At 73.4% G+C, this 21,517-nt stretch carries 22 protein-coding genes and 3 tRNA genes; 12 read left to right on the top strand and 13 right to left on the bottom strand.

The window, feature by feature from the left end; genetic code table 11:
- The first annotated feature begins 7 nt into the window (after window positions 1-7).
- The 3 genes from ACA361_RS11005 to ACA361_RS10995 all read left to right on the top strand — a co-directional run bounded on the left by ACA361_RS11005 (window position 8) and on the right by ACA361_RS10995 (window position 251).
- A tRNA-Glu gene (locus tag ACA361_RS11005) sits at window positions 8-82 on the top strand.
- Window positions 83-100: 18 nt separating this feature from the next.
- Window positions 101-174: transfer RNA gene (locus tag ACA361_RS11000), tRNA-Glu, on the top strand.
- A 5-nt stretch (window positions 175-179) separates the two neighbouring features.
- Window positions 180-251, top strand: a tRNA-Met gene (locus ACA361_RS10995).
- A 27-nt stretch (window positions 252-278) separates the two neighbouring features.
- Here the strand turns inward: ACA361_RS10995 and ACA361_RS10990 are convergent.
- The 4 genes from ACA361_RS10990 to ACA361_RS10975 form a co-directional block, all read right to left on the bottom strand.
- On the bottom strand, window positions 279-680 hold the full coding sequence (locus ACA361_RS10990) for a YccF domain-containing protein (RefSeq protein WP_375011743.1): 402 nt from the start codon (window positions 678-680) through the stop codon (window positions 279-281).
- A gap of 116 nt (window positions 681-796) precedes the next feature.
- On the bottom strand, window positions 797-1,357 hold the full coding sequence (locus ACA361_RS10985; RefSeq protein ID WP_375011742.1) for an OmpA family protein: 561 nt from the start codon (window positions 1,355-1,357) through the stop codon (window positions 797-799).
- Window positions 1,354-1,899: a hypothetical protein gene (locus ACA361_RS10980; protein WP_375011741.1), complete on the bottom strand. Its 546-nt coding sequence runs from the start codon at window positions 1,897-1,899 to the stop codon at window positions 1,354-1,356. The genes ACA361_RS10985 and ACA361_RS10980 overlap by 4 nt, the downstream gene beginning before the upstream one ends.
- A gap of 358 nt (window positions 1,900-2,257) precedes the next feature.
- Window positions 2,258-3,886, bottom strand: coding sequence for an acyl-CoA dehydrogenase family protein (locus tag ACA361_RS10975; RefSeq protein ID WP_375011740.1), 1,629 nt, complete (start codon window positions 3,884-3,886; stop codon window positions 2,258-2,260).
- Window positions 3,887-4,036: 150 nt separating this feature from the next.
- Between ACA361_RS10975 and ACA361_RS10970 the strand changes: the two genes are divergently transcribed.
- The gene (locus tag ACA361_RS10970) at window positions 4,037-4,687 is read left to right on the top strand and encodes a DUF1707 domain-containing protein (RefSeq protein WP_375011739.1); all 651 of its coding nucleotides are present in this window, start codon (window positions 4,037-4,039) and stop codon (window positions 4,685-4,687) included.
- Window positions 4,688-4,699: 12 nt separating this feature from the next.
- Here ACA361_RS10970 and ACA361_RS10965 read toward each other — a convergent pair whose 3' ends face one another.
- Genes ACA361_RS10965 through ACA361_RS10945 form a run of 5 tightly spaced genes read right to left on the bottom strand, consistent with a single transcriptional unit; the run spans window position 4,700 to window position 8,289 of the window.
- Window positions 4,700-4,942, bottom strand: a complete 243-nt coding sequence (locus ACA361_RS10965) for a hypothetical protein (protein ID WP_375011738.1) — start codon at window positions 4,940-4,942, stop codon at window positions 4,700-4,702.
- A 46-nt stretch (window positions 4,943-4,988) separates the two neighbouring features.
- Entirely contained in the window at window positions 4,989-5,747 is a 759-nt protein-coding gene (locus tag ACA361_RS10960) for a sirohydrochlorin chelatase (protein ID WP_375011737.1), read from the bottom strand.
- The gene (locus ACA361_RS10955) at window positions 5,729-6,439 is read right to left on the bottom strand and encodes a phosphoadenylyl-sulfate reductase (RefSeq protein ID WP_366616876.1); all 711 of its coding nucleotides are present in this window, start codon (window positions 6,437-6,439) and stop codon (window positions 5,729-5,731) included. Before ACA361_RS10955 ends, ACA361_RS10960 begins: the two co-directional genes overlap by 19 nt.
- Window positions 6,436-6,606: an Insertion element protein gene (locus ACA361_RS10950; RefSeq protein ID WP_375011735.1), complete on the bottom strand. Its 171-nt coding sequence runs from the start codon at window positions 6,604-6,606 to the stop codon at window positions 6,436-6,438. Before ACA361_RS10950 ends, ACA361_RS10955 begins: the two co-directional genes overlap by 4 nt.
- A gap of 12 nt (window positions 6,607-6,618) precedes the next feature.
- On the bottom strand, window positions 6,619-8,289 hold the full coding sequence (locus ACA361_RS10945; protein WP_375011734.1) for a nitrite/sulfite reductase: 1,671 nt from the start codon (window positions 8,287-8,289) through the stop codon (window positions 6,619-6,621).
- Between the two features lie 574 nt (window positions 8,290-8,863).
- Between ACA361_RS10945 and ACA361_RS10940 the strand changes: the two genes are divergently transcribed.
- The 4 genes from ACA361_RS10940 (at window position 8,864) to ACA361_RS10925 (ending at window position 12,417) form a co-directional block, all read left to right on the top strand.
- Entirely contained in the window at window positions 8,864-9,898 is a 1,035-nt protein-coding gene (locus tag ACA361_RS10940; protein ID WP_375011733.1) for a YihY/virulence factor BrkB family protein, read from the top strand.
- Window positions 9,899-9,959: 61 nt separating this feature from the next.
- Window positions 9,960-10,919 (top strand): phosphotriesterase, encoded by a 960-nt coding sequence (locus ACA361_RS10935; protein ID WP_375011732.1) that lies wholly within the window; start codon window positions 9,960-9,962, stop codon window positions 10,917-10,919.
- An 89-nt stretch (window positions 10,920-11,008) separates the two neighbouring features.
- The gene (locus tag ACA361_RS10930; RefSeq protein ID WP_375011731.1) at window positions 11,009-11,731 is read left to right on the top strand and encodes a phosphoribosyltransferase; all 723 of its coding nucleotides are present in this window, start codon (window positions 11,009-11,011) and stop codon (window positions 11,729-11,731) included.
- Complete coding sequence (locus ACA361_RS10925) at window positions 11,728-12,417, top strand: dienelactone hydrolase family protein (RefSeq protein ID WP_375011730.1); 690 nt, start codon at window positions 11,728-11,730, stop codon at window positions 12,415-12,417. Before ACA361_RS10930 ends, ACA361_RS10925 begins: the two co-directional genes overlap by 4 nt.
- Before the next feature lie 222 nt (window positions 12,418-12,639).
- Here ACA361_RS10925 and ACA361_RS10920 read toward each other — a convergent pair whose 3' ends face one another.
- The 4 genes from ACA361_RS10920 to ACA361_RS10905 all read right to left on the bottom strand — a co-directional run bounded on the left by ACA361_RS10920 (window position 12,640) and on the right by ACA361_RS10905 (window position 16,319).
- On the bottom strand, window positions 12,640-12,936 hold the full coding sequence (locus ACA361_RS10920) for a WhiB family transcriptional regulator (RefSeq protein WP_156215350.1): 297 nt from the start codon (window positions 12,934-12,936) through the stop codon (window positions 12,640-12,642).
- A 187-nt stretch (window positions 12,937-13,123) separates the two neighbouring features.
- On the bottom strand, window positions 13,124-14,065 hold the full coding sequence (locus ACA361_RS10915) for a sucrase ferredoxin (RefSeq protein ID WP_375011729.1): 942 nt from the start codon (window positions 14,063-14,065) through the stop codon (window positions 13,124-13,126).
- Window positions 14,066-14,154: 89 nt separating this feature from the next.
- Entirely contained in the window at window positions 14,155-15,723 is a 1,569-nt protein-coding gene (locus tag ACA361_RS10910) for a glycerol-3-phosphate dehydrogenase/oxidase (RefSeq protein WP_375011728.1), read from the bottom strand.
- On the bottom strand, window positions 15,720-16,319 hold the full coding sequence (locus tag ACA361_RS10905) for a TetR/AcrR family transcriptional regulator (RefSeq protein ID WP_375011726.1): 600 nt from the start codon (window positions 16,317-16,319) through the stop codon (window positions 15,720-15,722). Before ACA361_RS10905 ends, ACA361_RS10910 begins: the two co-directional genes overlap by 4 nt.
- Before the next feature lie 17 nt (window positions 16,320-16,336).
- Here ACA361_RS10905 and ACA361_RS10900 point away from each other — a divergent pair, with 17 nt between their 5' ends.
- From ACA361_RS10900 to ACA361_RS10885, 4 genes are all read left to right on the top strand, one after another.
- Entirely contained in the window at window positions 16,337-17,968 is a 1,632-nt protein-coding gene (locus tag ACA361_RS10900) for an FAD-binding oxidoreductase (RefSeq protein WP_375011725.1), read from the top strand.
- Window positions 17,969-17,971: 3 nt separating this feature from the next.
- Window positions 17,972-18,892, top strand: coding sequence for a diacylglycerol/lipid kinase family protein (locus tag ACA361_RS10895; protein ID WP_375011724.1), 921 nt, complete (start codon window positions 17,972-17,974; stop codon window positions 18,890-18,892).
- 486 nt (window positions 18,893-19,378) lie between these two features.
- Window positions 19,379-19,705, top strand: coding sequence for a DUF485 domain-containing protein (locus tag ACA361_RS10890; protein ID WP_375011723.1), 327 nt, complete (start codon window positions 19,379-19,381; stop codon window positions 19,703-19,705).
- Entirely contained in the window at window positions 19,702-21,363 is a 1,662-nt protein-coding gene (locus tag ACA361_RS10885; RefSeq protein WP_375011722.1) for a cation acetate symporter, read from the top strand. The genes ACA361_RS10890 and ACA361_RS10885 overlap by 4 nt, the downstream gene beginning before the upstream one ends.
- Window positions 21,364-21,517 lie beyond the last annotated feature (154 nt).

Raw genomic sequence — 21,517 nt, 5'->3', positions numbered from 1 at the left:
AGGGGATGGCCCGTTGGTCTAGTCGGTCAAGGACATCCGGTTCTCAGCCGGAGGGACGCCGGTTCGAATCCGGCACGGGCTGCGCGGCACAACTGAACAGGGCGCAGTGGACGAATGGTAGAGTCGCCTGCCTTTCAAGCAGGATACGTGCGGGTTCGAGTCCCGTCTGCGCTTCTCGGTGCGCGGTGGTGTAACGGGAACACGCCGGCCTCATAAGCCGGGCGATCGAGGTTCGAATCCTCGCCGCGCCACTTTTTCCGGCGATTCCGGGACCGGGCTCAGCCGGCGGCGTAGAAGCTCCGCGGGTCGTCCGCCGGCACGATCTGCCTGCCCAGCGGCGTCAGCGAGACGGGGATCAGTTTGAAGTTCGCGATGCCCAGCGGAATGCCGATGATGGTGATGCACAGCGCGACTCCGGTGACGATGTGCCCCAGCGCCAGCCACCATCCGGCGAAGATCACCCAGATGACGTTGCCGATGGTCGACGCGAATCCCGCGTCGGTGCGCCGCACCAGCGTCCTGCCGAACGGCCAGAGCGCGTAGTTGGCGATCCGGAACGACGCGATGCCGAACGGGATCGTGATGATCAGGACGCAGCAGATGACGCCCGCGATGACATAGGAGACGGCCAGCCAGACCCCGGCCAGCACCAGCCAGACGACATTGAGCAAGGTGCGCATCGCCTCACCGTAGCGAACTCCCCTCACGGCGGACGTGAGGCTCCACCGTAGTTGCTCATTGAGCGCCTTTCGCGGCTCGTTCGATTCGCTCGTCATGGCGGCGTGCGAGTGATCGTTCAGCGGCTTTGGAAGGTGATCTCCACTCGCCGGTTCTCGGCGCGTCCTTCGGGGTTGTCCTCGCCGTTCTCGGTGTTGGGCCGGACGGGGTCGGCCTCGCCCCGGCCGGTCGCCTCGATCCGGAGCGCTCCGGCGGTACGGGCCAGCTCGGCTCGGACGGATTCGGCGCGATCGCGGGACAGCCGCATGTTGTCGGCCTCACTTCCCAGCGAGTCGGTATGGCCGGTGACGCGTACGGTACCGGTGGCGCCGCGCAGGCGCCCGGCGACCGCGGCGATCGCTCCGCGCGCGGCCGGGGTGAGATCGTGCTTTCCGAACTCGAACAGCACGTCGGCGTTGATGCGCAGGGTGGTGGTCGAGCCGTCGGTGCGTTCCTGGCGGAGCGGGACGATCGAGGCGGCGAGGCCGACGTCCTGGATCGACCCGGCGTGGCCCAGGTCCTGGACGGACGCGGCGATCTCCTGGTCGGTCGGTTCCGGGGCGGCGGCCGCCGCCGGCGCGGGGGCGAGCACGGTGCTCACGAGGACCGCCGTCGCGACGCTGCGGGCGCGGCGGTTCACCGGGTCACCGGTACGTTGCGGAACGGGGCCCACTGCCCGAAGGAGACGTCCACGGCGCGCACGGATTCGGGCGGCGCGGCGAAGGTGTAGGTCTGCACGTTGGGCTGGCCGTTGCGGACCTTGTCGAAGATGTGGTGCGGCTGCAGCTGGCGCTCGCCCGCCCGGACGACTCTGTAGCGCTTGAGGTTGACGGTGTCCAGGAGCGCGACGTCGGGGGCGCTTCTGCCGTTGAGCTGGGAGACGCTGACCTGGTCCGATCCCGCGTTGCGGGGGGTGAGCACCAGCGTGAGGTGGGCCAGCCGCCCGGAGACCTTCAGCTCGATGATGCCGATCTCCAGCGTGGCGCCGTCGGCGATCGGCGAGCCGAACGTCTGGCGGGCGATCGTCCTGTCCGGGTCGGCCGTGCCGATCTCGCCGCCGGGCGGCCGGGCCCCGGTTTCGCGGCCGGGCCCATCCTCGCCGTCCTGGCCCGTTCCGAGGCAGCCGGTCAGGCTCATGGCGGTGAACACCGCGACGGCGGCTGTTTTGTGCGCGCTGGGCAATGCGTGCTCCCTGTGGCGTGCTCGTCGGGTCGGGGTGGCTCGGCGCGCGGGGCAGCCCAGCGCGCGGGCGCAGCCGTGACGGCAGGCCGCCGTTGTGCCGCCACCATCCGGCGAAGCCGTCCGTAGATCTAAACGTATCGTCCGTTATTCTCAACAAGTTGTCAAAGGAGGACCGCCTCACCTCCGGCGGCCGCGCTACGGAAGGGACCGGGCGGAGACGGCCATCGCCGTGACCGCCGACCGTCGGTTCACCACGGCGTGCCTGGCCGGGCGGCTTCAGGTGCCGATCACGATCGACCACCGCGACATGCCGGTACGCGACGATGGCTGGAGCCGGCGGCGGGGGCTTGCCGGTGGTTCAGAGGGGCTTCGGGATCGCCCGGTCGATGATGGGGGCGAGGTCCAGGCCGGGCGGGAGGGTGCCGAAGGCGTGGCCCCAGTCGCCGGCCAGGCGGGTGGCGCAGAAGGCGTCGGCGACGGCCGGGTGACCGTGCCTGACCAGCAGGGACGCCTGCAGCGTGAGGGCGAGGCGTTCGACGACGCGGCGGGCGCGCAGCTCGATCGTCGCGACGTCGGTCAGGGAGTCCTTGGCCTCGGCGATGGCGGCGTCCAGGCGGGGGTCGGCGCCGGCGGCGAGGCCGATCTCGTCGAAGAGGGCCTCGACCGAACCGGGCTCCTTCAGCATGGCCCGCAGGACGTCGAGCGCGGCGACGTTGCCGGAGCCCTCCCAGATGGAGTTCAGCGGGGACTCGCGGAAGAGCCGGGGCATGCCGGACTCCTCGACGTACCCGTTCCCGCCCAGGCATTCGAGGGACTCGGCGGCGTGCGCGGGCCAGCGCTTGCAGACCCAGTACTTGCCGACGGCCAGCCCCAGCCGCTTGAACGCTGTCTCGGCCGCGTCGCCGCGCACCGAGCGGTCGGTGGCGCCCGCCAGGCGGAGCATCAGCGTGGTGGCGGCCTCCGACTCGATGGCCAGGTCGGCCAGCACGTTCCGCATCAGCGGCCGGTCGATCAGGTACGCGCCGAACGCCTTGCGGTGGGACGCGTGGTGCGCGGCGGTGGTCACGCCCTGCCGCATCCCGGCGGCGGCGCCGATCACGCAGTCGAGCCGGGTCATGTTGACCATCTCGATGATGGTGCGCACGCCGCGGCCCTCGTCGCCGACGCGCCAGGCGACGGCGTCCTCGTACTCGACCTCGGACGAGGCGTTGGACCTGTTGCCCAGCTTGTCCTTGAGCCGCATCAGGCGCATCGGGTTGAGCGTCCCGTCGGGCAGCACGCGGGGGACCAGGAAGCAGGTGAGGCCGCCGGGCGCCTGCGCCAGGGTCAGGAACAGGTCGCACATCGGGGCGCTGGTGAACCACTTGTGGCCGCGCAGCCGGTACGTCCCGTCCGCCGCGGGCGCCGCCTCGGTGGTGTTGGCGCGGACGTCGGAGCCGCCCTGCTTCTCGGTCATCGACATCCCGGCCAGCAGCCCGCCCTTGCCGGCCGGCTCGCGCAGCCCGAAGTCGTACACCGGGCGGGCCAGCAGCGGCTCGAAGCGGGCGGCCAGCTCGGGGCTCTGGCGCAGGGCGGGGACGGCGGCGTACGTCATCGAGATCGGGCAGCCGTGCCCGGCGTCGACGCGCCAGGCGTAGAACTTCGCGGCGCGCGCGACATGGGCGCCGGTGCGGCCGTCCGCCCAGGGGGCGCCGTGCAGGCCGTGCTCGACGGCGGTGCGCATCAGCTCGTGCCAGGCCGGATGGAACTCGACCTCGTCGATCCGGTGCCCGTAGCGATCGTGGGTGCGCAGGACGGGCGGGTGCTCGTTCGCCAGCCGCCCCCACTCCTGGGCCTCCTCGGTCCCGGCGAGCCGGCCCAGCGCGTGCACGTCCTCCAGGGCCCAGCCGGCGCCCTCCCGCTCGACCCCGTCGAGCAGCGCCCGGTCGTCGGCGGTGTCGTGGCCCGCGAGCGGGGGAACCTGATTGAACACCTGGTGGGTCGCCATCCGCCACTCCGAACGCTCGGGAACAGGGCCGCCACCAGGCAGGATACCGAACCTCGTTCGGAACGGTGGCGAGGGTCCTCCCAAAGGCTCGGAGTGATCTCGTTCGCGCGGCGGATTGCCCGGAGGGCCGGAGGGCATACCTTCGGAACCATGAGTCAGCCCACCCCGCATCACCGGCCGCGGATCCCGCCCGATCCCGGAGTGCGCGCCTCCGACGCCGAGCGCGAGACCGTCGTCGAGCGGTTGCGGGTGGCCTCGGTGGAGGGCCGGCTGACCTTCGAGGAGATGACCGAGCGCACCGAGGCCGCCTACCTGGCGGTGACCCGCGGCGACCTGGACGCGATCACCAGCGATCTGCCGGGCATGGGCGCGCCGGGCGCCGAGCCCGCCCCGCTCCAGGTCCAGCGCCGCTTCACCGCCGTGATGGGCGACTGCAAGGAGCGCATCGTCGGCCGCGTCGACCAGCCCTTGGAGGTGCTGTCGGTGATGGGCGACGTCGTCCTGGACCTGCGCGGCGCCCAGGTGCCCAGCGGCGAGGTCTCGGTGACCGCGACCGCCGTGATGGGCGACGTCAAGGTGATCGTCCCCGACGGCGTGCTGGTGGAGATGACCGGCCACTCGATCCTGGGCGACCGGCGGATCCTCGTCCGCGAGGCGAAGCCCGGCCTGCCCGTCCCGGTGGTACGGATCCAGGCGACCGCCGTCATGGGCGACGTCAAGATCGTCGACGACGAGCACCACGCCCCCGTCCGCCGCGCACTGGCGACCTGGTGGGAGGAGCGCCGGGCGCGGCGGGAGTGAGGCGGGGGCGGGTCAGTCGGGCGGGGCCGCGTCGGGGTGGCCGACGTCGACCCCCGGTGTGGCGGTGCCGCCGGCCTCGTCCTCCTGGCGGGACATGCCCTCCTCCTCGGCGGGGACGGTCTGCCCCTCGTCCGGGGCTCCCTCGCCGCCCGGGGGCACGGTGCGTCCCCGCCCGTTCGCGTCCCGGTTCACCGGGGCGAAGCGCTTGTCATCGGTCTCTTCGGGCTCGTGCCCGAGGTCTTCGCGATCGGCCATACGTTCCGCATACCCGCTGGGGGGCGGGTATGCGGAACGCGGACGATCAGACCGCGGCGGCCGCCGCCGGGGCGAGCGCCTCGGTGTAGCGGAGCAGGACCAGATCGGCGAGTTCGGGAGCCGCGCCGAGGGCGGCGGAGACCGCCGTGGCGCCGGCGGCCAGGGTCTCGGCGCGGACCTTGTCGGCGAAGTGGCCGGGGGCCATGAAGTACGAGGCGACCGCGACGCGCGGCGCGCCCGCCTCGTACAGGGCCCGCACCGCCGACGCCGGGTCGGGACGGGCCGCGGACGCGAAGGCCGGGACCGCGCCGTACCAGCCGCGCCCCCGCCACTCCCGGGCCAGCCGGCCGATCGTGGCGTTGGCCGACGGGTCGCTGGACCCGGCCGACACCAGGACGACGGCCGTGCCGGGATCGCCGGTCTCCACGCCCGCCTCGGCGAGCCGGCGTTCCAGGGCCGCCATCAGCAGCGGGTGCGGCCCCAGCGTGGCGGCCGTGCGGACGTCGAACAGCGGGTGCCGCCGCCGGATCGGCGCCAGCACGCCGGGGATGTCGGACTTGCTGTGGTAGGCGGCGGTGAGCAGGAGCGGGAGGACGACGGCCCCGCCCGCTCCGGTGGCGGCCAGCCCGTCCAGCACCCGGTCCGGCGCGGGCGGCGCGTGGTCCAGGTACGAGGTCAGGACGGGCACGTCCGGGCGGCGCGCCCGGACGGCGTCCAGCAGCTCCTCCACGGTGGCGGCGGCGCGCGGGTCCCTGCTCCCGTGCGCCACCGCGACCATCGGCTGCGTCACAGGTGGATACCGCATTCCGTCTTGCCCATCCCGGCCCAGCGGCCGCTGCGCGGGTCCTCGCCGGGCGCGACGCGGCTGGTGCACGGCTCGCAGCCGATCGAGGGGTAGCCGTCGTAGTGGAGCGGGTTCACGATGACGCCGTTGTCGGACATGTAGTTGTCCATGTCCTCCTGCGACCAGTCCAGGATCGGGTTGACCTTGACCATCCCGCGCTTGCGGTCCCACTCCACGACCCGGCGGTCGCGGCGGCTGGTGGTCTCGTCCCGGCGGATCCCGCTGAACCAGGCCATGTAGCCCTCCAGTGCCCGGCCCAGCGGCTCCACCTTGCGCAGGTGGCAGCACAGGTCCGGGTTGCGGCCGTGCAGCCGGGGGCCGAGCGCGGCCTCCTGCTCCTCGACCGTGCGGGACGGCGTCACGTTGATCACGTTCACCGGGTACACGGCCTCGACCGCGTCCCGGGTGCCGATCGTCTCGGCGAAGTGGTAGCCGGTGTCGACGAACAGCACGTCGATCCCGGGCTTGACCTTCGAGACCAGATGGATCAGTGCGGCGTCCGACATCGAGGAGGTCAGGCAGATCCGGTCGCCGAACGTGGCCGCGGCCCAGCGGATGACCTCCAGCGTGGAGGCGCCCTCAAGGGCCGCGGCGGCCGATTCGACGATGTCCTCGAGATCGAGAGTAGGTCTGTCGGTCTCCAGCAGCGTCACCGGTCGTTCTCCTTGCTCGCGTTCGTTCGGGGGGCTCCGACGCCGAGGAATTTCAGCCGGAAGGAGCGGACGCAGTCGGCGCAGTACCACGTCCCCATCTCCTCGAGGGGCTCAAGGTGCTCCTCACCGCAGTACGGGCAGTAGAAGGGCGCCGCGCGCTCGCTCATTCCCGCCCGTCCCTACTTCAGGTCGGCGTCGTCGGCGCGGTGCACCCAGGCGGCGAACGTCTCGCCCTCGGTGCGCTGCTCGTCGAACTTCCGCACGACCCGCTCGACGTAGTCGGTGAGACCGGCCGAGGTGGTCTTCAGCCCGCGGACCTTCTTGCCGAACGTGGCGCCGAGCTGCCCGCCCAGATGGATCTGGAAGCCCTCCACCTGGTCGCCGTTCTCGTCCACCACCAGCTGGCCCTTGAGGCCGATGTCGGCGACCTGGATGCGGGCGCAGGCGTTGGGGCAGCCGTTGACGTTGATGGTCAGCGGCTGGTCGAAGTCGGGCAGCCGCTTCTCCAGCTCGTCCATCAGGTCCATCGCGCGCTGCTTGGTCTCGACGATCGCGAGCTTGCAGTACTCGATGCCGGTGCAGGCCATCGTCTGGCGGCGGAACGTGGACGGCCGGACCTGGAGGTCGTGCTCGGCCAGGGCGGCGGCCAGCGGCTCGGTGTTCTCCTCGGGGACGTCGAGGATCACCATCTTCTGCTCGATGGTGTTGGCGACCCGGCCGGACCCGTACCGCTCGGCCAGGTCGGCGATCGTGCCGAGCAGCTCGCCGTTCACCCGGCCCACCCGCGGGGCGAAGCCGACGTAGTAGTTGCCGTCGTTCTGGAGGTGGACGCCCACGTGGTCGCGCTGGCGGACCGGCGGCGCGGGCTCGGGGCCGTCGGGCAGCGCGTACCCGAGGTACTCCTTCTCCAGCACCTCGCGGAACTTCGCCGCGCCCCAGTCCTTCACCAGGAACTTCAGCCGGGCGCGGCTGCGCAGCCGCCGGTAGCCGTAGTCGCGGAAGATCGAGGTGACGCCGTGCCACACCTCGGTCGCCTGCTCCGGCTTGACGAACACGCCGAGGCTCTGCGCGAACATCGGGTTGGTGGACAGGCCGCCGCCGACGAACACCTGGTAGCCGGTCTCGCCGGCCTCGTTCACCACGCCCACGTACGCGATGTCGTTGATCTCGTGGACGGTGCAGTGCGCGGTGCACCCCGACATCGCGGTCTTGTACTTGCGGGGCAGGTTGGAGAACTCGGGCGAGCCGATGAAGCGGTCGTGGATGTCGCGGAGCTGCGGCGTCGGGTCGATGACCTCGTCGGCCGCGATCCCGGCCAGCGGACACCCGATGATCGTGCGCGGGACGTCGCCGCACGCCTCCATCGTGTGCAGGCCGACGGCCTCCAGCGCCTCCCAGATCGCCGGGACGTCCTCGATCCGCACCCAGTGCAGCTGGACGTTCTGCCGGTCGGTGATGTCGGCGCTGCCGCGCGCGTACCGGGTCGAGACGTCCGCGATGGTGCGCAGCTGCGCCCCGGACAGCTGCCCGCCGTCGATGCGGACCCGCATCATGAAGTAGCGGTCCTCGAGCTCCTCGTCCTCGAGCGCGCCCGTCTTGCCGCCGTCGATGCCGGGCTTGCGCTGAGTGTAGAGGCCCATCCAGCGGAACCGGCCGCGCAGGTCGGCGGGGTCGATCGAGTCGAAGCCGGTCTTCGAGTAGATCTCGATGATCCGGTTACGGACGTTGAGCCCGTCGTCGTTCTTCTTGTTCTCTTCGTTCTTGTTGAGCGGTTCCCGGTAGCCGAGGGCCCACTGGCCCTCGCCCTTCTTGCGTTTGGTCGCAGGTGGCACGGCGCGATCCTCATCCATCGGGTGGTGGGGACGCGTAGCGCACCGGCAGTCATGAGCAGCCGGCTCGACGCTGAGCAGGAGTGGGTGGAACGTGACGCCGATGCACCACGCGCCTGTCTAATACAGGGGGCGTGGTCGGGGCGTCACGGACAGATCGCGCTGCGGACGCGCAGGAAGTCCACGTGCCGGCGCATCACCAGCAACGGATCCGCAGCAGTCATACCTGAACTCTGACATGCCGTCTCGCGGGCTGTCCAGTTCCGTCCGGCATGCGGACAGGTGAGATGCGTCATCCTTGACGCCTCCAGTTCACCCGCGGCTCGGGCCGCTCCGCCTCGTCCGGCCGCTCTTCGCCGGGCTCGCCGCCCGGTTCGCGCCGCGCGGACGGCCTGTGCTGGCAGTCGCACCACGAACCGCCACGGCACTCCTCGTGGCGGTCGTCCTGGCACGCTGGGCAGATCACCCCTCCATTGTCGCCGACGCCGCGCGGTGCTCGTGTCGCGGCCCCGGACCGGACGTGATCTTGGGCCGGGGGCCGGTTCCCTACGTCAAAGCGGGTATGAACGCGGACGACGCCCTACGGTGTATCGGTGTGACCACGGTTTCGGACACCACGGGCACCACCGGCACCCCGGCGGAGGAGGGCGACGCGGAATCGGGGCGAAGGGGGACCGCGCTCCGCGCTCTGTCCCTGAACGGGCTGCGCGGGTGGCTGCGCGCCGTGCGCGGGTGGCTGCGCGCCGTCCCGCGGACCTGCTGGGAGCTGGTCCGCGCCACCGCCGTGGCCGCGTTCCGCTACCGGGTGACCGGGCTGGCGGCCGAGGCCGCGTTCTTCGCGCTGCTGTCGCTCCCGCCGCTGGTGATCGGGCTGATCGGCACGATGGGCCACTTCCGCGGGATCCTCGGGCCCGGCACGGTGACCGAGATCCGCGGCTGGCTGATCGAGCAGGCGCGCACCGTGCTCACCGGGCCGGCGGTGGACTCGGTCGTGGTGCCGCTGATCGACGACGTCATCCGCGGCGGCAGCCCTGACATCGTCTCGATCAGCTTCCTGATCTCGCTGTGGGCCGGCTCCCGGGCGACCAACGTCTACATCGACACGATCACCATCGCGTACGGGCTGTCGGGCATCCGCGGCGTGATCCGCACCCGGCTGCGCGCGTTCGCGCTCTACCTGATCGGGCTGCTGATCATGATCGTGCTGATCCCGCTGCTGGTGGCCGGGCCCGCGCTGGTCCGGCAGGCGCTGCCGAAGAGCGCCGGGTTCATCCCGGTGGCGTACTGGCCGGTCGTGGTGACGCTGTCGATCGCGTTCCTCGCGCTGCTCTACCACATGAGCGTCCCGGTGCGGAGCTCCTGGCTCCGGCAGGTCCCGGGCGCGGTGATCGCGCTGCTGATCTGGATCCTGGGCAGCTTCGCGCTCCGGCTCTACCTGGCCGGATCGCTGGCCGGGGTGTCGGTGTACGGGTCGCTGGCCGCCTCGATCGCGGTGCTCGCCTGGCTGTACGTGGCGGCGCTGGCGGTGCTGATCGGGGCCGCGCTGAACGCCGAGATCGACCGCCGCTGGCCCAGCCCCGGCACCGCGCTGGCGCGAGCCCGGCGGGACGAGGCGGCCGCGGGAGACTGAAGGTAAAAACTGTCCGGATTTGCGGTCGGAAAACACTAAATGTGTCGTAACCTCGCGTTCCATGACCCCCCGCGAGGAGCCCGCGCGGCTGCGCACCGTGACCGGAACGATCTCGACGTCCGACATCACCGGACCGGTGCTGCCGCACGAGCATCTCCAGCTCGACCTGCGCTGGCCGGCCCGCCCCGCCCTGCTGGACGACGACCCGCGGCGCTGGCTGGACGAGGAGAAGCCCGTCACCCGCGAGCTCCACGCGCTGCGCGCCGGGCACGGCCTCGGCCTCGTCGTCGACCTCACCTGCACCGGCATGGGCCGCAACGCCGCCGCGCTGGCCCGGATCGCCGCCGGCGCCCGGGTCGCGGTGGTCGCCGGCACCGGCTTCTTCGCCGAGCCGTTCCACCCCGCCTACGTCGCCGAGTCGAGCACCGAGCAGCTGGCCGAGCGGCTGCTGGCCGAGATCGGCTTCGGCATGGACGGCACCAACGCGCTGCCGGGCGTCATCGGCGAGATCGGCACCTGGGGCGAGGCCCCGTCCGCCGCCGAGGAGCGCTGCCTGCGCGCCGCCGCCCAGGCCGCCCGCTACTCCGGCCTCGCGGTGGCCACCCACGGCCGCGCCGGGCTGACCCAGCTGGAGATCCTCACCGCCGCCGGGCTGCCCCCGCACCGGGTCGCGGTGGGCCACCAGGACCTGGTGGACGAGCCGGCCGCGCACCGCAAGATCGCCGAGGCGGGGGCGTACGTGTCGTTCGGCTCCCTCGGGCTGGCGGCGGGCGACCGTGACGCGCTGGACCGGCGCGTCCGCGACGTCATGGAGTTCCTGGACGGCGGGCACGCCGACCGGCTGCTGCTGAGCACCGGCGTCTCCCGGATGCACCAGATCACCCGGTACGGCGGCACCGGCTTCGGCTACCTGTTCGAGACCTTCCTGCCCGCGCTGCGGGCCGCCGGGGCCGACGAGGCCACGCTGAGCGCGATCGTGCGCGACAACCCCCTCCGCTGGCTGGCCGCCACCGGTTCCTGACCGCGCGGGCGCAGGGCGGGCGCGGCGTAATTGGGTAGGGCTCACGGCGACAGGTGTTCCGTCGCGTCCCCAGAAGGGGGTGACGCCCGATGCGCTGGAACAGGACGGCGCACGAGACCGATCTGCCCGTCCGGCTGCCGTTCGCCGACCGCGCCGAGGCGGGCCGGGTACTCGCCGAGCGGCTGGTGCCGCTGGGCCTGGACGGCGCCGTGGTCCTCGCGCTGCCGCGCGGCGGCGTCCCGGTCGGGTACGAGATCGCCCGCCGGCTGACGGCCCCGGACCGGCCCGTCCCGCTGGACGTGCTGGTGACCCGCAAGATCGGCTATCCGCCGCAGCCGGAGCTGGGCGTGGGGGCCATCGCCGAGGGCGGCGAGCCGGTGTTCGACGAGGACCTGCTGGCGCGGGTCGGGCTGGACCACGCCGCTCTCGCCCCGACGGTGGCGGCCGAGCGCGCCGAGCTGGAGCGCCGCGTCCTCGCCTACCGGGGCGGCCGGCCGCTGCCCGAGGTGGCGGACCGGCCGGTGATCGTGGTGGACGACGGGCTGGCGACCGGCGGCACCGCCCGCGCGGCGCTGCGCGCCCTGCTCGGGCGCGGGCCGGGCCGGCTGGTGCTGGCGGTCCCGGTCGGCGCGGCCGAGACCGTACGGGCCATGGAGCGGGAGGTGGGCGAGGCCGGCGAGGTCGTCGTCCTGGCGGCGCCCTGGTCGTTCCGGGCGGTCGGCCAGTGGTACGGCCACTTCGGGCAGCTCGCCGACGCGGACGTGACCGGCCTGCTGGAGCGCGCCGCGCGGGAGCGGGAGGCGGGCCGGTGACGAGCGTCCATCTCCCGGCCGGCGACGTCCGGCTGGAGGGCGACCTGGTCGAGCCGGCCGGGGCCCGCGGCGTGGTCGTCTTCGCCCACGGCAGCGGCAGCGGGCGGCACAGCCCGCGCAACCGGCGGGTCGCCGCCGCGCTCAACGCGCACGGCTTCGGCACCCTGCTGTTCGATCTGCTGACGGCCGAGGAGGAGGAGAGCGACCGGTGCAGCGCCCGGCTGCGGTTCGACGTCCCGCTGCTGGCCGGGCGCCTGGGCCGGGTCGTGTCCTGGGTGCGGGCCGAGGAGACGGCGAACGTGGCGAACGTGGCGAACGCGGATAACCCGCCAGGCCCCGCACGCGGGCCCGTGGGGCTGTTCGGGGCGAGCACGGGTGCCGCGGCCGCCCTCGTCGCCGCCGCGGCCGCGCCGGACGACGTGGCGGCGGTGGTGTCGCGGGGCGGCCGGCCGGATCTGGCGGCGCACGCGCTGGAGGAGGTGCGGGCGCCCACGCTGCTGCTGGTCGGCGGCCGCGACCTGGAGGTCCTGTCGCTGAACGAGCGGGCGCTGGAGCGGCTGGACCCGGCCGGCGGGCACGCGCTGGCGCTGGTCCCGGGGGCCGGGCACCTGTTCGAGGAGCCGGGCGCGCTGGAAGAGGTGGCCCGGCGGAGCGCGGAATGGTTCACCGCGAATTTGCGGAAATAGCCCGCATTGCCGTGCCGGGTGCGGTATCAGGGAAGGTTCCGCGCGCCATTCCCGCATTGGCGGCCGTGATCGGATTCCCCGGTTCGGGGAAAGTGCGCGCGGAGAAGCGGCCGGAGTGGTAGTGGGGACGGTTGTAGAACGGTCCGGCGGGGCCGTACGTTTGATTCCGGTGGCGTGCCGGGGTGCGCGAGGGGAGCCCTTGCGGCGCCTGGTCAGGCGGCGTCAGGCGGCGTTGGCGCGGCGCATGCGGCGCCGGCGCTCGGACGCGCGCTCGTCTTCGTTGAGGCCGCCCCACGTGCCGTACTTCTCGGGCCGGGACACCGCGTAGTCCAGGCAGTCCGAGCGAACGGGGCAGCCCATGCAGATCTGCTTGGCCTTGCGCTCGCGAATCTCGCGCTCGGGCTGACGCTCGCCGTCGGGGCCGAAGAAGAGCACGAGGTCTTCCCCCCGGCACGCCGCGGCGTCCTGCCAGCCCCAGCTGGGACGAGGGAGGTTTGCCTGCCGACGTACCTGAGCCATGGAACACCCACCTTGGTTGGTTTACGAACAAAAAACGACATGGACGCCCGACTGCTCCGAAGACAGGTGTCTGAAGCGCCGAATGGTCCAACGTCTGGAGTTGCCGCTCTGTTCCCCTCCGCCCGGTTCGCCGGGCGACCGAGGGGCCGTGCGACAGGGAGACCCTCTAAATGGGGCCTTGGAGAGATTACACGAGGGCCGCTTCGTTGAGAAGGGTGATGTCCCTAACAATGTAGGTCCGGAGGTTCTCCCGGCACTCGGAGCCGTACTCCTGGCCGCACGGATCGGGCGGTACGACGCTCTGAAAGATCACTCGGTAACGGTTCCGCCGAGCGCGCACCAGCGCCTCGTACGGTCCCGTTCCGGTGACCGATTCCACGGTCACGGCGTCGATGTCGAAGATCTTCGAATGCTCCCGCACGAAGTGCTCGGCCGCCTGCACGGGCTCGGGCCGCCCGGCCCGGCCGCGCAGCCGGTGGGTGGTGACCTGGCCGTTCAGGTACGCCTCGATCGCCGCCGTGGCCTCCTTGGGGCCAAGGTCGCCGTAGTACAGAGCGTGGGGAAGGCATACGAGATTTGCTGCGTAGCGGTCACCGCCGACGTGGGTTGTTTCCCACACAAAAGGGTCGAAACGCGCGGACAGATACCGGGCCAGCGGCGCCCCCGTGCGGGCGCAGCAGGCGTTGCGGCGGCCGTGCGTGCAGACCAGCAGGACCGGGCCGTCCACCGGGTCGCCGAAGCCCGGCCGCTCCCCGGCGGCCAGGGCGGTCAGGTCCAGGTCCGCCAGCGCGGCGGGATCGTCCAGCTCCCGGCCCTCCAGCCACACCCGGTCGGCGCCCGGACCGCCGCCCGAGAACCCCGCGTACACCTGGACGGGCGGGACGCGCCGCCGCCGGCCCGCCCTGCGGATCAGCTGCGGCCGGACCCCGGCGGCCAGGGCGGCGCGCACGGTCTCGGCGATCGGGGCGGGGCAGGCCGCGGAGTCGGCCAGGTGCTCGACCCGCTCGGGCCACGGCCCGGGATGCTCGATGAGCAGCCAGCTGTGCGCCTTCACCGTGGCACTGGCCAGGCACGGCCGTTCGCCCGCGTGGCTGCCCGGGCAGTGCTCGCAGCTGTTCCGGCGCGTCAAGCCGTCCCCCCAGCTCCCCGTCGAGTCATGGCGATTATTAGGTTAGGGTAACCTAACTCACTCTGCCGGGTGGCGCCAGGTGACGATCGTCATACCGAATCCGGGACGATTCCTTGCCTGGTGAGTGCGGCTCCGGCCGCCGGGAGGGCGGCGTCCCGGTCGGCCGCGACCAGCCCGATCCGGGTCCGCCGGTCGAGCAGGTCGCCCGCGTCCAGGGCCCCCTCGTGCCGGACGGCCCAGTCCAGCTCCGCGCGGGTGACCGGCAGGCCCGGGACCACCGGCTCCAGCGCCCCGGCGCCCTCCTCCCGCGCGAGCGCGGCCAGCAGCGGCGCCTCCGTCCCGTACCGGCGGACGAGGCGGCGCGGCGCGTCCAGCCGGGCCAGCCGCTCCGGCGGCGCGGCGCCGACCAGGGGGATCCGCGCCGTGCGGCTCGGCCGCGCGCACGCCACCCGGCCGCCCGCGACCACGGCGTCCACCGCGTCCTGCGCCATCCGCCGGTACGTGGTGAGCTTGCCGCCGACGACGGTGACGACGCCGTCCGGCGAGGTCAGCACCCGGTGCCTGCGGGAGACGTCGGCGGTCGCGCCCCGGCCGTCGTCCAGGAGCGGGCGCAGGCCGGCGTACGCGCCCACGACGTCCGCGCGGCGCACCGGCAGGTCGAGCGCCGATCCGAGGATGTCCAGCAGGAACCCGATCTCGCCCTCGGACGGCACGGGCACGTCGGGGATCGGGCCGTCGGCCGGCTCGTCGGTGAGGCCCACGTAGACCCGGCCGTCGCCCTGGGGGAGCACCAGCAGGAAGCGGGCCGTCGCGCCGGGCACCGGCACCTGCACGCCCGCCGCCAGGCCGCCCAGGGTCTCGGCGCGGACCACCAGGTGGGTGCCGCGCGAGGGGCGCAGCCGCACGCCGTCCACCAGCCCGCCCGCCCACACCCCGGCCGCGTTGATCACCGACCGGGCGCGGACGGTGAGCGTCCGCCCGGTGAGCTCGTCGCGGACCTCGGCGCCGTCGCCGGTGATCGCCAGCGCCCGGCAGCGGGTGAGGATCCGGGCCCCGTGCGCGGCGGCGGTACGGGCGATCGCCGTCACCAGCCGGGCGTCGTCGGCGAGCTGCCCGTCCCAGGACAGCAGGCCGCCGCGCAGCCCGTGCGGGCGCAGCGCGGGCGCCAGCCGGAGCGTCTCGACGGCCGACAGGGCGCGCGGGCCGGGCAGCAGGGCGCGCGGGGTGCCGGCGGCCGCCCGCAGCGCGTCCCCGGCGGCGAGCCCGGCACGGGTCAGCGCGGCCTGGCGGCGCGGCACCAGCGGGGTCAGCGGCAGCACGAACGGCAGCGCCCGCACCAGGTGCGGGGCGGTGCGCCCCATCAGGACGCCGCGCTCGACGGCGCTCTCGTACGCCACGTCCACCTGCCCGGAGGCCAGGTAGCGCAGCCCGCCGTGGATCAGCTTGGAACTCCACCGGGAGGTGCCGAACGCCAGGTCGCGGGCGTCGATCGCGGCGACGCTCAGGCCGCGCGCGGCGGCGTCCAGCGCGGCCCCGGCGCCGGTGGCGCCGAGCCCGACGACCAGGACGTCGACGACCTCGTCCGGCAGGGCGGCCAGCTCGCGCCCGCGCCGGGCGGCGTTCAGGGAGGAGCGCCCGGGGGCGGCGGGAGGGGTCATGGGGCGAGGGTCCTCTCCAGGATGTGCGCGAGCTCGGTGTCGAACGCGGCGTCGTCCAGCTCCGGATCGGTGCCGCCGCCGGTCATCGTCGGCACGGAGAGGGCGAACGACTGGACCACCAGCAGCAGCGCGCGGGCCTGCCGGGCGGGGTGGCCGGGCCGGACGGAGCCGTCGGCGTGCCCTTCCCGCAGCGTGCCCTCGAACATCTCCAGGAAGGCCAGCTGGCTGGTGCCGAGGCGGTCGAGCACGTACGGCAGCAGCAGCTCCGGATCGACTTCGATGATCTTGCGGAGCAGCGGGTGGGCGCGGAGCGCCCGCACGCCGTCGACCAGGCCCGCCACCAGCCGCGCCCGGGCCGGGCCGGCGGCGGCGGGCGGCTGCGCGGCGAGCGCGGCCGCCAGCCACTCGCGGGTCATCAGGTCGCCCACGATCGTGCGCACGTCCGGCCAGCGGCGGTAGAGCGTCATGCGCGAGACCCCGGCGCGCCGCGCGATGTCGGTCAGCGTCGTGCGGCGCACGCCCACGGCCAGCACGCAGTCCCGGGCCGCGTCCAGCACCCGGTCGTCGTCCGTCCTCTTGTGACGTTCTGACGTCATATGTCACAGTGTAAGCCATGGAGACGCGGGACATGCTGTGGAGCGGGTGGGGCGACCCCGCCAAGGCCGCGCCGCTGCCGGAGACGGTGGTCGGGCTGCTGCGGGAACTGCTCGGGGTACGGCCCGCGGCCGCGCCGCCCGTCCCGCTGGAGGACATCGCCGTGCCCGCGCCGCGCCTGCCGGACGCCGTCCTGGCGGCGCTCGCCGGCGCGGCCGGCGGGCCCGGGCACGTGCGGGCCGACCCCGAGGCGCGGATCCGGCACACCCGCGGGAAGTCCACCCCCGACCTGCTGCGCATCCGCGCGGGCGAGGTCGCGGACGCGCCCGACGCGGTCGTGCTGCCCGGATCGCACGACGAGGTCCTCGCCGTTCTGGCGGTCTGCGCCGAGCACGGCGTCGCGGTCGTCCCGTTCGGCGGCGGCACGTCCGTCGTCGGCGGTCTCGCACCGGAGGGCGGCAACGCGTTCGTCGCGCTCGACCTGCGCCGCATGGACGCGCTCGTGTCGGTCGACCCCGTGTCCCGCACGGCCGTCCTCCAGCCCGGGCTGCGCGCCCCCGACGCCGAGCGGCTGCTGCGCGAGCACGGCTTCACGCTGGGGCACTTCCCGCAGTCCTACGAGTGGGCCACGATCGGCGGGTTCGCCGCCGCCCGGTCCAGCGGCCAGGCGTCCGCCGGGTACGGGCGCTTCGACGACATGGTCGCCGGGCTCACCGTCGCCACCCCCGAGGGCACCCTCGACCTGGGCCGCGCGCCCAAGTCCGCCGCCGGCCCCGACCTGCGGCAGCTCGTGCTGGGCTCGGAGGGCGCGTTCGGCGTGATCACGTCGGTGACGGTGCGGGTCCGGCCCGTGCCGGCCGCGGCGGAGTACGAGGGGTGGCGCTTCCCGTCGTTCCGGGACGGCGCCGCGGCGCTGCGCCGGCTCGCCCAGGACGGCCCGCTGCCGGTGGTGCTGCGGCTGTCGGACGAGACCGAGACCATGATCGGGCTGGCCGATCCGGCCGCCATCGGTGCCGGGTCCTCCAGCGCGGCGGGCTGCCTGGCGGTCCTCGGATACGAGGGGACGCCCGCCGAGATCGAGGCGCGGCGGGCGGCTGCGGGCGCCGTGCTGGCCGCCGAGGGCGGCGAGCCGCTGGGCGCCGGGCCGGGGGACAAGTGGCGGCACGGCCGCTTCAACGCCCCGTACCTGCGGGACTCCCTCCTGGACGCCGGGGCGTTCGCCGAGACGCTGGAGACCGCCGCGTTCTGGTCCGCGATCCCCGGCCTGTACGAGGAGGTGCGGGCCGCGCTCATCCGCGAGCTGTCGGGCGCGGGCACGCCGCCGCTGGTCATGTGCCACATCTCGCACGTCTACCCGGCCGGCGCCTCGCTCTACTTCACCGTGGTGTCCGCGCAGGGCACCGACGACGCCGTCGCGCACTGGGCGCGCGCCAAGCACGCCGCCAACGACGCGATCATCGCCGCCGGCGGCACGATCAGCCACCACCACGGGGTCGGGACCGACCACCGCGACTGGTACGCCCGCGAGATCGGCCCGCTGGGCATGGAGATGCTGCGGGCGGTCAAGGCGCGGGTCGACCCGCGCGGCATCCTCAACCCGGGCATCCTGGTGGAGCCGGGTCCCGCGCCCGCCGACCCCGGCAAGGAGTGAGCCGTGCCGTTCCCCCGTACGTTCACCGCGCTCGTCAACCCGTCCGCCGGCGGCTCGGCCGCCGCGGCCCGGCTGGTCCCGCTCGCCCGGCTGCTGCGCGACGCCGGCGCCGAGGTCGTCGTCGAGTACACCCGCGGGCTGGAGCACGCCACCGCGCTCGCGCGCGGCGCGGCCGGCGCGGGGCACGTCGTGCTCGGCGTGGGCGGTGACGGCATGGTCGGCTGCGTGGGCGGCGCGCTGGCGGGGACGGACGCCGTGTTCGGCATCGTCCCGGCGGGCCGCGGCAACGACTTCGCCCGGCAGCTGCGCGTCCCGTCCGGGCCGGCGGAGCTGGCGGCGCTGCTGCTGGAGGGCGAGCCGCGCCCGGTGGACGCGATCGAGGCCAACGGGACGCCGGTGCTGGGCAGCGTGTACGCGGGCGTCGACGCGGTGGCCAACGACAACGCCAACAGGTCGCGGCTGCTGCGCGGCCGGGCGTCGTACTACGTCGGCGCGCTGCGGGCGATGGTCACCTGGCGGCCCGCCGCGTACCGGATCACGGTGGACGGCGAGGTGCTGGAACGGCGCGGGTACACGGTCGTCGCGGCCAACTCGGGTTACTACGGGTTCGACCGGCGGATCGCCCCCGGCGCTCGGGTGGACGACGGCCTGCTCGACGTCGTGGTGATCGGGGACGCCCCGCGCCCGCTGTTCTTCGCGGTGATGCGGGAGCTGTCGGACGGCTCGCACGTCCGCCGCCCGCAGGTGGAGGTGGTGCGCGGCCGCGAGGTGCGGATCGAGCTGGCCGAGCCGGGCCGGACGCTCCCGTACGGCGCGGACGGCGAGCTGCCGGGAACACTCCCGGTGACCGCCCGGGTCATGCCCGGCGCGCTGCGGGTGCTGGCCCCCGCGGAGCCGCCCGGGGAACCCGCCGCGGATCTTTGAGAGGGCGTATGGGGCGATTTACGCCCGCATTACGGACGCCCGGATAGCGTGGACAGCGTCCCTCTTCAGGGACCCTTCGGGTCGTCTGCGGAGAGCATCATGAGAAGGCGAGAGCTTCGCCGTTCTGGGGGGACTCATGATGCCCGCGGGCACCCGGGTCGTGAGGGCGCCGGTGTCCATGGGGGTTGGCACCGGCGCCCGTCCGCGGCCCCGCGGCCGTCACGCTGAGTGAGATCAGGATCTCGGTCCGGCATCGGACCCGCATCGACCGGATCACCTCCTCTATTGGCACGGGCCAACTTCTTGGTCAAATGGCCGCCCACCGGCCCCGCCGGTACCGCCCTGCCCACGGCTCCCGCGATGGCATGGCGGGATGACGCATGGCAGGACTGCCGGACGGGGCGACGCTCGCCGGAGGTGTGTGTGAAAGCCGACTCTCCCGAGTCTCCCGACTCCCCTGGCCTTGACCATGAGGCCTTCCTGGAGATGAACCGGAGCCCGGAGTTCCAGAAGCTGAAATCGAGCTTCCGCCGCTTCGTGTTCCCGATGACCGTGGCGTTCCTGGCCTGGTACCTGCTGTACGTCGTGCTGTCGGCGTACGCGCGCGGGTTCATGGGCACCAAGGTCGTCGGCGAGATCAACGTGGCGCTGGTCTTCGGGCTGCTCCAGTTCGCCTCCACCTTCCTCATCGCCTGGGCGTACGAACGGCACGCCAGCCGCAGGCTCGAACCGCTCGCCGCGGCGGTCGGGCCGGCCGCCCCCGCCGCCGGTCCCGCCGAGGGCAAGGACGAGAACGAGGAGGAGGGCAAGTGACCGGAGTGCTCGCCGCGCCCCAGCTGCTGGCCGCGCCCGCCGAGAACGAGCACCGCACGTTCTCCCTGATCCTGTTCGCCGTCTTCGTCGCGCTCACGCTCTGGATCACGATCTGGGCGAGCCGGCAGACCCGCACCGCCGCCGACTTCTACGCCGGCGGCCGCCAGTTCAGCGCCGTGCAGAACGGGCTGGCGATCGGCGGCGACTACATGTCGGCCGCCTCGTTCCTCGGCATCGCCGGCATGTTCGCGCTCTCGGGCTACGACGGGTTCCTGTACTCGATCGGCTTCCTGGTGGCCTGGCTGGTCGCGCTGCTGCTGGTCGCCGAGATGCTGCGCAACTCCGGCCGGTTCACGATGGCCGACGTGCTGGCGTTCCGGATGCGGCAGCGGCCGGTACGGGCCGCCGCCGGCATCTCCACGATCGTCGTCTCGATCTTCTACCTGCTGGCCCAGATGGTCGGCGCGGGCGCGCTGGTCGCGCTGCTGCTGGGTGCCGAGGGCGAGGCCGCCAAGATCTGGACGATCGTGGTCGTCGGCGCACTGATGATCTTCTACGTCACGGTCGGCGGCATGAAGGGCACCACCTGGGTGCAGATCGTCAAGGCCGTGCTGCTGATGACCGGCGCCGCCGTCATGACCGTGTGGATCCTGGCCAAGTACGGCTTCAACCTGTCCTCCCTCCTGGGCGCCGCCGCCGACGCCAGCGGCAAGGGCGACGCGTTCCTGGAGCCGGGCCTGAAGTACGGCGCCACCGACCTGTGGTCCAAGCTCGACCTGCTGTCGCTCGGGCTGGCGCTGGTGCTGGGCACCGCCGGGCTGCCGCACATCCTGATCCGCTTCTACACCGTCCCCAACTCCAAGGCCGCCCGCGCCTCGGTGAACTGGGCGATCGGCATCATCGGCGTGTTCTACCTGATGACGCTGGTCATCGGGTTCGGCGCGGCGGCGCTGGTCGGCAGCAAGGCGGTCGCGGCGCAGGACAAGGGCGGCAACACCGCCGCCGTCCAGGTCGCCGAGCATCTCGGCGGCGGCCCCGGCTCCACCGGCGGCGCGATCTTCCTGGCGGTCATCGCGGCGGTGGCGTTCGCGACGATCCTGGCCGTGGTCGCCGGGCTGACGCTGGCGTCCTCGTCGTCGTTCGCGCACGACCTGTTCGCGAACGTCTTCAAGCGCGGCCAGGCCAGCGAGCGCGACGAGGTGCGGATGGCGCGGATCGCCGCGCTCGTCATCGGCGCGGTCGCGATCGTGCTGTCCATCTTCGCCCGCGGCCTGAACGTGGCGTTCCTCGTCGCGCTGGCGTTCGCGGTCGCCGCGTCCGCCAACCTGCCGACGCTGCTGTTCTCGCTGTTCTGGAAGCGGTTCAACACGGCGGGCGCGGTCGCCGGCATCTACGGCGGGCTCGTCTCGGCCGTCGCGCTGGTGATGTGCAGCTCGATCGCGTGGGGCGGCAAGTCCGACACCCTGCCCAAGGGCAACCCGGACGCGCTGTTCAGCGAGACCATCGTGGCGCCGTTCCCGATGCAGAACCCGGGTCTCATCTCCATTCCCCTCGGGTTCCTGTGCGCGTACCTGGGAACGGTTCTCTCCAAGGAACGCACCGACGACAAGTACGCCGAGCTGGAGGTCCGCGCCCTCACCGGCAAGGGCGCGCACTGACCGTCCCGTAAGCTGCGGCACCGCCCCACCCCGGGCGGTGCCGCGGCTGTACGATCACACCGTTACCAGCGTGTCCCCCCCACGGAGGTAGTGAGTGCGCGCCGAGGACGCGACGGCACCGGCACCGGAGCCCGCACCGGACAACTCGCGCACC

Origin of the sequence: Actinomadura sp. 21ATH (assembly GCF_041951345.1) — a bacterium.
Taxonomy (GTDB): Bacteria; Actinomycetota; Actinomycetes; order Streptosporangiales; family Streptosporangiaceae; genus Spirillospora.
The sequence above is the reverse complement of the archived record's forward strand: the minus strand, read 5'-3'. Positions and strand labels throughout refer to the sequence as shown.